At 43.3% G+C, this 11032-nt stretch carries 13 protein-coding genes and 1 pseudogene; 8 read left to right on the top strand and 6 right to left on the bottom strand.

The window, feature by feature from the left end:
* Positions 1-37: 37 nt before the first annotated feature.
* Entirely contained in the window at positions 38-430 is a 393-nt protein-coding gene (locus VZ94_RS11365; RefSeq protein WP_045779320.1) for a bacteriohemerythrin, read from the top strand.
* On the opposite strand, the gene VZ94_RS11360 is transcribed toward VZ94_RS11365, so the two are convergent.
* The 3 genes from VZ94_RS11360 to recB form a co-directional block, all read right to left on the bottom strand.
* Positions 427-795, bottom strand: a complete 369-nt coding sequence (locus VZ94_RS11360; protein WP_045779319.1) for a nuclear transport factor 2 family protein — start codon at positions 793-795, stop codon at positions 427-429. The two genes, VZ94_RS11365 and VZ94_RS11360, sit on opposite strands and share 4 nt — an antisense overlap.
* A gap of 17 nt (positions 796-812) precedes the next feature.
* Complete coding sequence (locus VZ94_RS11355) at positions 813-1190, bottom strand: hypothetical protein (protein WP_192828631.1); 378 nt, start codon at positions 1188-1190, stop codon at positions 813-815.
* A 271-nt stretch (positions 1191-1461) separates the two neighbouring features.
* Complete coding sequence (gene recB / locus VZ94_RS11350) at positions 1462-5232, bottom strand: exodeoxyribonuclease V subunit beta (RefSeq protein WP_082081582.1); 3771 nt, start codon at positions 5230-5232, stop codon at positions 1462-1464.
* Between the two features lie 223 nt (positions 5233-5455).
* Between recB and apaG the strand changes: the two genes are divergently transcribed.
* The gene (gene apaG, locus VZ94_RS11345) at positions 5456-5833 is read left to right on the top strand and encodes a Co2+/Mg2+ efflux facilitator ApaG/CorD (protein ID WP_045779317.1); all 378 of its coding nucleotides are present in this window, start codon (positions 5456-5458) and stop codon (positions 5831-5833) included.
* A gap of 4 nt (positions 5834-5837) precedes the next feature.
* Positions 5838-6729 (top strand): annotated as a pseudogene (locus tag VZ94_RS11340) (symmetrical bis(5'-nucleosyl)-tetraphosphatase).
* Here the strand turns inward: VZ94_RS11340 and gluQRS are convergent.
* A complete protein-coding gene (gene gluQRS, locus VZ94_RS11335; protein WP_045779316.1) occupies positions 6712-7599 on the bottom strand; it encodes a tRNA glutamyl-Q(34) synthetase GluQRS in 888 nt (295 codons plus the stop codon). The pseudogene VZ94_RS11340 and the gene gluQRS sit on opposite strands and share 18 nt — an antisense overlap.
* 29 nt (positions 7600-7628) lie before the next feature.
* Entirely contained in the window at positions 7629-8063 is a 435-nt protein-coding gene (gene dksA, locus VZ94_RS11330) for an RNA polymerase-binding protein DksA (protein ID WP_045779315.1), read from the bottom strand.
* A 102-nt stretch (positions 8064-8165) separates the two neighbouring features.
* Here dksA and VZ94_RS11325 point away from each other — a divergent pair, with 102 nt between their 5' ends.
* The 5 genes from VZ94_RS11325 to VZ94_RS11305 all read left to right on the top strand — a co-directional run bounded on the left by VZ94_RS11325 (position 8166) and on the right by VZ94_RS11305 (position 10864).
* Positions 8166-9335 carry a pyridoxal phosphate-dependent aminotransferase gene (locus VZ94_RS11325; protein WP_338040357.1) on the top strand — a complete coding sequence of 390 codons (1170 nt, stop codon included), beginning with the start codon at positions 8166-8168 and terminating at the stop codon, positions 9333-9335.
* Between the two features lie 2 nt (positions 9336-9337).
* A complete protein-coding gene (locus tag VZ94_RS11320; protein ID WP_045779314.1) occupies positions 9338-9661 on the top strand; it encodes a rhodanese-like domain-containing protein in 324 nt (107 codons plus the stop codon).
* A 32-nt stretch (positions 9662-9693) separates the two neighbouring features.
* Positions 9694-9936: a hypothetical protein gene (locus VZ94_RS11315; RefSeq protein WP_045779313.1), complete on the top strand. Its 243-nt coding sequence runs from the start codon at positions 9694-9696 to the stop codon at positions 9934-9936.
* Positions 9937-10083: 147 nt separating this feature from the next.
* Positions 10084-10416, top strand: coding sequence for a hypothetical protein (locus tag VZ94_RS11310; RefSeq protein WP_045779312.1), 333 nt, complete (start codon positions 10084-10086; stop codon positions 10414-10416).
* Positions 10400-10864 carry a hypothetical protein gene (locus VZ94_RS11305; RefSeq protein WP_045779311.1) on the top strand — a complete coding sequence of 155 codons (465 nt, stop codon included), beginning with the start codon at positions 10400-10402 and terminating at the stop codon, positions 10862-10864. Before VZ94_RS11310 ends, VZ94_RS11305 begins: the two co-directional genes overlap by 17 nt.
* A gap of 25 nt (positions 10865-10889) precedes the next feature.
* Here VZ94_RS11305 and VZ94_RS24435 read toward each other — a convergent pair.
* Positions 10890-11032 (bottom strand): transposase domain-containing protein (locus VZ94_RS24435; RefSeq protein WP_131655444.1); only part of this gene is annotated, 143 nt, incomplete at its 5' end.

Genomic DNA, 11032 nt, shown 5'->3' with positions numbered 1-11032 from the left:
CGCATTGCATTCCTACACGGCATAAGTGGAAAACAATATGACATTTGAATGGCATAACGACTATACAACCGGCAGCTCAGTCATTGACGAGCAACATAAAAATTTAATCAACTTAGCTGAGCACATTGTTAATGTTTCCAGCAATGAAGCGTTAATTAAGGATTTAATGCTGCTATACCGTCATGTACGCGAGCATTTTCAGTTGGAAGAGCAAATCATGGCAGAACACCACTATCCTGAACGCGCTCACCATATTGCCGAGCATGATTTGATGCTAAGTGCCTTAGTGGATAAAAGCGCTACGGTAAGAGCGGGTCAATGGGAAAGAGAGCAAGTGCTTGAATTTATGCAGCAATGGCTTTTTCACATTAAGAGCTGTGACAGTCAATTTAAGGATTACCTAACCCAAGGTAAAGCCAACACGCTTTAATCGCTAGTCGGCAGCGCATAGCAAGCCATGGCTTGCTGCACTAAGCCGCTAGCGTTAAACACAAAGGTTTCTGCTACCATGCCGTTATGGCCTCGATAGTAGAGCGTTAAGCTATCGATGCCAATTAACACGTCTGATAAGTCAAAGTGTAAGTCGGGAATGCGCTGTAAGCCTTTATGCCAGTAGTTTCTAAGTGCCGCTTTCCCATGTAACACTCCGCTAGGCTCATCTGCAAGCAGAACGACATAAGGTGAGGTAAACAGACTATCGTCGGCGTAATGACTTAAAATGGCCTCTAAGTCATGGCTGTTCCAAGCATTTAGCCAATCATGAGCAAACTGCTGAGCAAATGCGGGGGTTATCATTGGAGATTCCTAAGTTGTTATTTACCGGCAACGCGGACTAACTCAATCGGTTTGTCACTAATAATCACGGTACCTGATGGACATAACGGACCTTGCTCTACAGGGCACAGCGTGACTTGATAACGGCTTTTTCCTGTTACAGTCGCGCTGCAATCGCGGGTAAACGTAAAGGTAGTATCGACTTTAGCAATCGTAGGATAGGTCGAATCGGTATTTGAACCGGAAAAATCAAATGTCGTCGTGGTTATTTTTCTAGGTGCAACCGCTTGCCAATTCCCTTGCGCACCACTAAACGGAACCGAAGGCTCGCTGCTGCTATTGGAAATTAACGTACCAAACCGACCAAAACGTCCATAAACTATAACCCGTTGCGGGTTGATCCTCACCATTCGCATATTCCGTCGCGTAATACGTGCCTGTGCAGCCAGCATAAACAGTTACAGGGGTTAATACAGATAACATCAAACCTATAAACACTAAGCATTTGTTGTGCATACTTTTCTCCAAAAAATTCATCAGGGTTACTATTTTTGACTTCTTAGTGGGTGACTAAGGGTTAAAGCCAGTGAAAGTATCTACAATTCAATCCATCTTTAAAAGAACTTTTAGCCGCATGTTTGAAAAAATCACTGATGTTTGCTTACCAGCTTGTTTTTCTTAGTTATTTTAGATTCTGCCACCACTGGCAAAAACAGCACTCAATCGCTGCAGTAACTCGAACTCAAGCGGGTCTTGATAAACACCGCTCATGGCTTGTGTGGTGTTCATGCCACGGACGAATAAATAACGCACACCGCCAAAATGGTGTTTAAAGTGGTAATCGGTTAAGCGATTTTGTAAATATTGATGTAACACCACGCTATATAACCAATACTGTAAACCGTAATTATGCTCCCGCATCGCTTGGGTTAATTCAGCTTGGCTGTAATTGGTTAAGTAATTGGTTTTATAATCAATGACGTAATAACGCTGTTGGTATACACAGATTAAATCGATAAAGCCGGTTAAGAAACCGCTGAGTTGTTTATGTGTTAGCGCTTGATACGCGGGTGTGTCTTTGAGAATAGCGTTGATTTGCTCGGTGTGCAGGTCATTGATAGTTAGATAAAATGGCATTTCTTTTAAACAATGCTGCGCGGGTATGTTTTTTAAGCAAAATTCCTTGTCAGCATAGTCCAATGGTGTAGATACGACGGTTTGCAAAAAATGGCTTAATAAGTCGGGGTTAGCGAGTTTTACGCCATAACGTAAACATAAGCGGTCACGCAACTCTGATATATCGCTTAATACGGCTAAGTCTTGAAAACTGACTTGTTCTAATAGCCCATGCACAACGTTACCGGTGTCTGCACCTTTGGGTAAAAAATCTTGATTATCAGGACTGCTGTCGATAATCACTAACGTTGTATCCGTATCACTGATTGGTTCGGGTTCTCTGGCCTTATCTGCGGGTAACTCAGGGACGTCATGTTGCGACAATGCCGATAACGCGGTGTAGCTACTCATTTGCCAAGTGCTGGTCAGCGTGCGGGTGAATTCAAGTGCGGATAATTCAGGTGCTTGAGTGTTGCTCGCATTGACTATGCAAGCATCTGTCATGGTAAGTTCTGCGCTTAACGTTTTATATGAAAACCCTTCGGGATTGGCGTCGCGGTAGTCTGCTAATACGCTTTGTTGTTGCTGAGCATTTTCGGGCATAGCTAATAACCAAGCTAACGCTGAATCATTGGGTTTAGCGGCTGTGCGCACATCCGCCCACGCGCAATAACAACGGCATTTAGCACGCGTTAATGCCACATACGCTAAGCGCACGGCTTCGGCTAATGCATCGTGTTGTGCGTGTGCTAAATGTTGCTCGAAGTGTTCAGAGCCTAAATCGACAATGCCGCCCGTTTCGCGTTGATAAAAAATCAAGTCTTGGTTTTGCGTTAAGCTATTGTCTTGCCATAAGAATGGACAAAATACGATGGGATATTCCAGACCTTTCGCTTTGTGCATGGTGATGATTTGCACGGCTTTAGCATCGCTTTCCAAGCGTAGTAATTGGTTATCGCTGCGGCTTGCGTCGGTCATTTGCTTACGCAACCAATCTAAGGTTTTTTGTATTCCTAAATGCTCATCGAGAGCGGCTTGTTGTACTAATTCTAATAAATGCAATAAATTGGTTAAGCGACGCTCGGCTAATAGGGTTTTCGCTAAATGGGTTTTCACCTGTTGCTGTTGAATAAGCCTATGCATCATGACTAATACGCCTTGCGTCTGCCACAGCTTATGATACTCATTGAAGTGCGCTAGCCATTTAAATTGCGCGGCTTCATCGTTTAACTCTTGATATAAGATTTGACCATCCAAGCCAAACCAATCCAAGCTGAGTGCCTGATTAAACAAGCGGCTATCGCCTGGATGAGCGACGGCGAGTAGTAATCGATATAAATCGACAGCTTCTTGCGTAGCAAATACCGATTGGTTATAGCTTAATACCGATGGCACGCCTGCGGTACGCAATGCCGTTTGATAGTTAACCGCTTGGGCATTCGTTCTGACTAAGATAGCAATATCTTTAGGGTGTACTGTTGTGTCGTCGGGCTTAAACCTGTAGTTACCCGATAGTAAGCTAATGATTTCATGCACAACCGCAGCTTGTATCGTTGCTGTCGCTTTGCCTGCGCTGCAATAGGTTTGTCCTTCCGGCGGTTCGGTATACCACAGTTCTATGGGGGGTAACGGTGTTTCTGCTTGATAAAGCTCGCCCTGCTCGCGCGAGCGGCCGGGCTGTACCGGACTAAAATTAATCGCGTCTATGACAAAAGCGTTAGGCTGTTGAAAGAGTTGATTGACGCCTGAAACTAAGCTTGGATGTGAACGCCAATTAAAGCCTAACGTGTAGCGATGTTTTGCTTGCCGTTGTGCGCTTAAATACGCATAAATATCTGCGCCACGAAATTTATAAATGGCTTGTTTGGGGTCGCCAATCAAATAAACAAAATGCTCGGCTGAGTTAAACGCGGTGGAAAATATATGCCATTGTTTAGCATCGGTATCTTGAAATTCGTCAATTAAGGCCGCGCGAAAGCGTTGCTGCAATACATCGACTAAGTATTGGCTATTATTTTGTTGTAATGCAGCAGCTAGACTGCCAATTAAGTCGTCATAGGTCAACGCGTTTAAGGCTTGTATGTGTTGGCTAAGTTGCTCGCGTAAGGTTTGTAGTAAATTACGCCGTAATTGCAAAGCAACCCTGTGATAACAGGTTAATAAAGCATCAAAAGGCTTAGTTTCTATAGCTAAGCTCGCTAAGAACTCGGCTTTGCGTTGCTCGCCCGACAAGGCTTTAGTGCTTCTAAATTTTTGGCCGTTTAATGCATCCAGCAAACCTGCCCAGCTAAATAACGTCAAGCTGGCGTATGGTATTGTCTCAATGCCACCCGTTAGCCAATGTTCTAAGGCTTGATAATGATAGTCAAAGTTATCGCTGTATCCATTTTTAAATTGTCCGGATGCTAAATAAGGTGTTAGTGCTTTAGCGTTGTTTGGCAAAAGGCTTTGCGCCTGTTCGGCCAAGGTTTTTAGTTCAGCGAGTAACACATCTAAGTCTTGCTGCTCGGGGAGAATAGTGAGCGGGGTATCTAATGCCCAAGCGGCACTAGGAAAACCGGTTAAACTCGCTAGCAGTTCATCCGGCGTCTTATAGTTAGCGGTTAATACCGCTGCCTCCCAAATCGGGCGCTGACTAATCTGTTTGCGCCAAAAATCATCGGTACACAGTTGTTTTAACGCAGAAATATCGCTGATTAACTCAGTAGCAAATAGTTGCCCGCTTTCTAGCGCATGTTCTGTTAGTACGCGTTGACAAAAGCCGTGTATGGTAAAAATGCCTGCTTGATCGATATTGAGTAAGGCCATACTAAGGCGTTGCTGTATGACTACTTTATCGAGTTCTAGGTTTTTCAACCAGGTTGTTAGCGTCGAATCACTGACATAATCGGGATTTGATAATTGCGTTTTTGCTTCAGTTAAACGTTTGCGCACTCTATCTTTAAGCTCTTCGGTAGCCGCTTTGGTAAACGTCACAATTAATAGTTGATCAATTGGAATCGCTTGCTCGACGAGTAGGCGTAATACCAGCATGGTTAGCGCAAAGGTTTTTCCAGTACCTGCGCTGGCTTCGATTAAATTAATCCGGGTATTTAAGGTCGTTGTAGCAGGGTCAAAAAAAAGTCGTTGATGGCACTGAAAACTCTCTCCTGTGATGGATCTGATGCTGTATTCAGTGCGGTATTGTAGAGCATTTGTGGGGATAAGCAGCTCGTATCTATACTCCGCAAGCCTAAGAAATCCAGTTAATTTTGCGATGACCGGGTAAGCATAAATAGTTTGTTTCTCGGCTATTGACAATAATAGGTATATTGGGCTACTAGCTGCGACAATATGCCACATTTTTAATTGCGTAAAGCCTTGCTATCATTAACCTAACTTTTACGGCTTACGAGCCGATAGCTGAAAGTTGCGTTATATCCTTCCTAATACTCTCAGGCGGTTTTTTTAAACCGCCTTTTTTTTGTCTGTTATTCCGCCTTGCTTAAGTGGTTACTGCTTGCGTTTACTTCCATGACGATGGAATAATAAAGCGTTCAGTTTACATTGAGTCATCATCACGTCAATGAAAGAAAAAAATAAAATTTTTGTGCAAGCCATGCCTCATTATATTGAGGCTCAATCAGAGCCGGAAAAACACCGTTATGTTTTTGCGTATACCATTACAATAACGAATCAAGGCGAAATTCCCGCACAACTACTGAGTCGTCATTGGTTAATTACCGATGCTAATGGCAAAGTTCAAGAAGTACGCGGCAGTGGAGTTGTCGGTGAGCAGCCTTATTTAAAACCTGGCGAAAGCTTTCGTTATACTAGCGGTGCCATGATAGAAACACCGGTAGGAACCATGCAAGGCGATTATTCAATGCGTTCCGATGAGGGTGATGAGTTTTTAGCCGATATTCCCAAATTTACTTTATCGATTCCAAGAGTATTACACTAAGGCTATGTCCATATACGCAATCGGTGATGTCCAAGGCTGTTATGACGAATTGCTAAGGCTATTAGAGCTTATTGCTTTTAACGAGCATGATGACCAGCTCTGGTTTGCCGGTGATTTAGTTAATCGTGGCCCTAAATCACTCGATACGTTACGTTTTGTTAAATCATTAGGTAATGCTGCGATAACCGTCTTAGGCAATCACGATATGCATTTATTAGCCGCATCGTGTACACAAAAAAATTGCTCAAAAAAAAGATGCGTTATCGCAAGTTTTAGAGGCCCCCGATAGAGATGAGTTGATTCATTGGTTAAGACATCAGCCTTTGTTTCACTTTAATGAGCAATTTTGCTTATTACATGCCGGGTTACCGCCACAATGGGATTTTAAAAAAACCCAGAAAATGGCGTTATTAGCCGAAGAGACGTTAAGAAGTGCAGATTACGCCATATTTTTAAAACAAATGTATGGTAATAAGCCCAATCTTTGGTCTTCTAATTTAAAGGGAATGGCTAGGCTACGCTTTATTATCAACTGCTTTACGCGTATGCGCTATTGCGACAGCTATGGGCGATTAGATTTTGTTAATAGCGGTCCAATTGGCACACAACCTAAAGACTTAATGCCGTGGTTTGATGTGCCGAATCGAAAAAGCGCCGATATGCGCATTGTCTGTGGTCATTGGTCAACCTTAGGTTATTACGAAGCGAATAATTGTTATTTAATCGATACGGGTTGTTTATGGGGCGGTCAGTTAACCGCATTAAAACTAGGCGATACGGTGCAACGTTTTAGCATCGATTGCCCAGGTGCGAAGAAGCCGACTAAAACCTATGGACTTGCTGGGGACAGTGCAGAAACCAAAGCAGCCAAGAAAAAGCTACGTTCTGCCGCTTAGCGCATTAAGCTGGGTAATTGCAGATAAGGGCGTGGTTTGCCAATGAGTAATAGCCCAGGTCAGAATCTCGTTAACCGTAGCTAAGCTTAATTTTTTAGGCGGTTGCTGTTTAAGCAAAATCAATAAGTCATACAACGTTTGCGCAGGATTATGGGTATCCACTGCGGCAGCATAGCTTTGCTTGCTCAACTTTTGTCCGTTTGCATCGACAATGACCGGAACATGCATATAACGCGGCGTCGCTAAACCAAGCAGTTGTTGTAAATAGAGCTGCTTAGGTGTTTCTAGCAATAAATCACAACCTCTTACGACTTGATTCACCCCCGCTAACGCATCATCAATCACGACAGCAAATTGGTAAGCGAAAATATTATCTTTGCGCTTTAAAATGAAGTCACCGTGTTGTGCCCTTATGTCGTGGGCAATAACGCCTTGCAACGCATCGGTAAAGCAAATGACTTGCGGGTTAGTTTTAATGCGTATCGCGTGGGCTTCGCTAGCTAAAATGGTTTGTGCGCGACAAGTCCCAGGATAAATCGCGCTATTTAACGTTTTGCGACTACAGCGACAGCGATAAACCTGTTCATTATTGGCTAATTGGCTTAGATAATCATGGTAATCTGGCAAGTGCTGACTTTGATAGACAACGTTTAAATCCCAGTGTAAGCCGAACGTGTCTAAGGTGGTTAATATGGCGTCAACAGCACCCGGCTGATTTCTTGGCGTATCAAGATCATCAAAGCGCAATAACCATAAACCTTGTTGAGAACGAGCTTCTAAAAATCCCGCTAATGCGGTTAGTAAGGAGCCTAAATGTAATGGGCCGGTGGGAGATGGGGCAAACCGGCCTATAACACGGGATTCCGGCATGAACTCGGTCGGTGATTTAAAGCAGGGGGTTAGCCCATTTGTTTCTCACGGATTTCATCTAAGGTTTTGCAATCAATACACAAGGTTGCGGTCGGTCTTGCTTCTAAACGGCGGATACCAATTTCAATGCCGCAAGACTCGCAAAAACCATAATCACCTGATTCAATCTCTTTTAACGCTTCGTCAATTTTTTTAATCAATCGGCGCTCACGGTCGCGTGTTCTTAATTCTAAACTGAATTCCGATTCTTGCGTCGCCCTATCATTAGGGTCTGGGAAGTTGGCTGCGTCATTTTGCATATGGTGCACCGTACGATCCACTTCGTGCATTAATTCGGCTTTCCAGTTTTTTAGAATGTTCTCAAAATGCTTTAATTGTGGTTCACACATATATTCTTCACCGTCTACTTCAACATACGGCTCAAACGCAAAAGGTGATGCCACGGTTCTAGAACTATCGGCCATCCATTAACTCCAACACATAGTTTATAAACCGCGCATTTTTAGCAGAATACGAACCCTTAAGCAAGAATTATTGGTATGATTTAGGCTTTTTATGGATCTTTAATGATGCAGCTAAAATCTGCCACGCGCACCGAATTGATTAGCCCCTTTTATGTTATGGCAGTGCTGAATAGAGCTAAGCAATTACAAGCACAAGGCCGAGATATTATCCATTTAGAAATCGGCGAGCCCGACTTTCCAACATCAGACAGCATTATCCAAGCCGGCATTCGTCAACTTAAATCCGGCCAAATTAAATACACACCTGCGGCAGGCTTACCCGAGCTACGCCAACAGATTGCCGAGTTTTATTGGCAGCGTTACCAAGTCCGCATAAATCCTCAACGCATTTTTATTACCCCTGGCGCGTCGGGTGCGCTATTACTCGCTCTGAGTGCAAGTTTAAATCCTGGTGATGAATTATTGTTAGCTGACCCCGGTTATCCGTGTAATAGCAATTTTGCGCATTTGTTAGCGGTTAAGCCAAAATTAATTCCGGTTACAACATCAAGCGCTTATCAATTGACGGCACAGGCTATTCAGGCAGCATGGACCGCACAAAGCAAAGGCGTATTAATTGCTTCCCCCTCAAATCCAACCGGCACGATTATTTCATCAGAGCAATTAACCGCCTGTATAAACACGACACAGGCTCTCAACGGGGTATTTTTTTCCGATGAAATTTATCATGGCTTAAGCTATGGCGAAGACTGCGTGAGTGCGTTGCAAATCAGCGATGACGTGTTTGTTATTAACAGTTTTTCTAAATACTTTGGTATGACCGGTTGGCGTATAGGCTGGTTAATCGTCCCTGAGGCAGCTATCGAAGCCGTTGAAAAATTAACGCAAAATATTTTTATTGCAACAGCTACTAACTCGCAGTATGCCGCTTTAGCCGCGTTCTTACCTGAAACACTTGCAGAACTTGAGTTAAGACGCTCTGAATTACAAACAAGACGCGATTATCTTTATAACGCTTTAATCGAATTAGGCTTTGACATTCCGATAAAACCTAATGGTGCCTTCTACATCTACGCCAATGCGTCCCGGTTTACCGATGATAGTATGCAATTTGCGCTAGATTTGTTAGAACAGCAAGGCGTTGCGATTACACCTGGCAAAGATTTTGGTCAATATAAAGCCGAGCAACACTTACGTTTTGCCTATACGACATCTATCGCTAGAATGTCTGATGCAATACAGCGAATTCACACTTTTATTAAGCAAGGATAACCATGGCTATTAAACAACTTTCCGCGCAAGACCTACATGCCAAGCTCACCAATAATGAACCCGTGTTTTTACTCGATGTTAGAGAACCGCCCGAATTTGATTATGCTCACATTGAGGGTAGTGTTTTAATTCCTCTGAACCAAGTCCCTAAACGGTTAAATGAAATTGCTACAGATGCAGCGATTGTTGTTATTTGTCACCACGGTATGCGTAGTCAACAAGCCGCAGATTATCTTGCTCATGTAGGCTATAAAAATGTCGCGAACTTACAAGGCGGTATTGATATGTGGTCGCGTACTGTGGATGATTCCGTGCGGCGTTATTAATCGGCGCACTCTTAACTACTGAGGCCAATACCATGAAACAACAGCGTTTATTCAGAGCTATGTCACTAGGATTCTTACTCGTTGTTGGTTCAACGGTATTCGCTAAGGAAACGACCATTAATGCTTGCAAGCTGTCAGAATTAACCGAGGTTTTACCGTTTATTCTCGGTAAAGATGCATTAGGTGCACACGAGTGTTTAATTCGTTATCAACATAAGAATTTTTCTAAGACCGATATTAAAACCTTAGAAAAACATCATACAAACAGGTGTTAGTGCTTGGCGACAACAAGAATTCGATAACCGCGCTTGCGTACAATGTCATGGTCCTGACATGATTGAATTTGCGTATTTAGATTTCGGCGTAGAAAATTTTTTCTACGTCGTTCTATTCGTCATGTCACGCCTGAAACCACAGAAAAAATGCTAGATGCGGTGTTTGCGATGCGGAAAAAATACCGTATTCGTCCTAAAGACCCTTTTAGCTATCGTGTTTTTCAGCCAGGTGGTTTTGTCTTAGGTGATACTCAGCAATCTTCACATAGCCGCGATTATTTATTTGGCCAATACCTAGCGCAACACGGTTTAAGCTTGGCATCCTCTCGTTTAAGTTTTAATGCCAAAAAGCCACAAAACTCAATTGCCGCCGCAAAAATCATGCAACAGCAATTAAAACAATTGGATTTAGCTGAGTTGCCGATAGGTATTCCGTTTCCACTCTGGTCTTCTGATAAGTTTCATGGTGCTGCGTTTTAACACGTTAAATGCTTGGATTCCTAGAGTGGAGCATGGTTTTGCGTTCAGCCCGGCGCTTACCGCTTTACATGACAACTACCTAAACCATAGCAGCGATGTCAATTTGTCGCTATTACTGCAAGGCATAGACATCTATCAAAACCTGCCTGACGATAAATTTTTCTCTGATGGCAGAGGTAGAAATTTCATTCGCGCTCAGTATTTATCAATGCAGTTAGGTAGTCATTTCATGCGTATGGACGTATTGCGTCACGCGCCCGCTGCGATTAAAGCCGCAGAATATACGCCCGCTAAAATGAAGCCTCTCGATAAGCTCGCATTAAACCCGTTTCCATTTTTTAACGGTCCTTGGGATTTTGCCGCGCATTTTCGTGACAATGATTTAGCAAGCAACATGGTCGTCGAGCAACAGCCGTTTCCCATCGAAACGGTTAGCCGTTTTTTGTAACCGTTCAATCTAGCCACGTTGTTTTCTAAAAGACATTCTGATCCTTAACTGTCTCGGAATTTGCCGTTGCAAAAGGCAGCAACTCATCGATACGACTGTTGGGCCAAGTCGGTAATTTTTCCAAAGTATCCTTGAGCCATTCGGTAGGATTTAAGCCATTGAGTTTAG

Origin of the sequence: Methylocucumis oryzae (assembly GCF_000963695.1) — a bacterium.
In the GTDB taxonomy this organism is placed as follows: Bacteria; Pseudomonadota; Gammaproteobacteria; order Methylococcales; family Methylomonadaceae; genus Methylovulum; species Methylovulum oryzae.
This window is presented reverse-complemented; position numbering and strand designations above follow the sequence as displayed.

Bases quoted from the DNA above. Each gene is read 5' to 3' on its own strand.
- recB (WP_082081582.1), bottom strand. From the start codon at position 5,232: ATGTGGCATATTGTCGCAGCTAGTAGCCCAATATACCTATTATTGTCA.
- dksA (WP_045779315.1), bottom strand. From the start codon at position 8,063: ATGGCCGATAGTTCTAGAACCGTGGCATCACCTTTTGCGTTTGAGCCG.
- VZ94_RS11320 (WP_045779314.1), top strand. From the start codon at position 9,338: ATGGCTATTAAACAACTTTCCGCGCAAGACCTACATGCCAAGCTCACC.
- VZ94_RS11365 (WP_045779320.1), top strand. From the start codon at position 38: ATGACATTTGAATGGCATAACGACTATACAACCGGCAGCTCAGTCATT.
- VZ94_RS11315 (WP_045779313.1), top strand. From the start codon at position 9,694: ATGAAACAACAGCGTTTATTCAGAGCTATGTCACTAGGATTCTTACTC.
- VZ94_RS11305 (WP_045779311.1), top strand. From the start codon at position 10,400: ATGGTGCTGCGTTTTAACACGTTAAATGCTTGGATTCCTAGAGTGGAG.
- apaG (WP_045779317.1), top strand. From the start codon at position 5,456: ATGAAAGAAAAAAATAAAATTTTTGTGCAAGCCATGCCTCATTATATT.
- VZ94_RS11310 (WP_045779312.1), top strand. From the start codon at position 10,084: ATGCTAGATGCGGTGTTTGCGATGCGGAAAAAATACCGTATTCGTCCT.
- VZ94_RS11355 (WP_192828631.1), bottom strand. From the start codon at position 1,190: ATGCGAATGGTGAGGATCAACCCGCAACGGGTTATAGTTTATGGACGT.
- VZ94_RS11325 (WP_338040357.1), top strand. From the start codon at position 8,166: ATGATGCAGCTAAAATCTGCCACGCGCACCGAATTGATTAGCCCCTTT.
- gluQRS (WP_045779316.1), bottom strand. From the start codon at position 7,599: ATGCCGGAATCCCGTGTTATAGGCCGGTTTGCCCCATCTCCCACCGGC.
- VZ94_RS11360 (WP_045779319.1), bottom strand. From the start codon at position 795: ATGATAACCCCCGCATTTGCTCAGCAGTTTGCTCATGATTGGCTAAAT.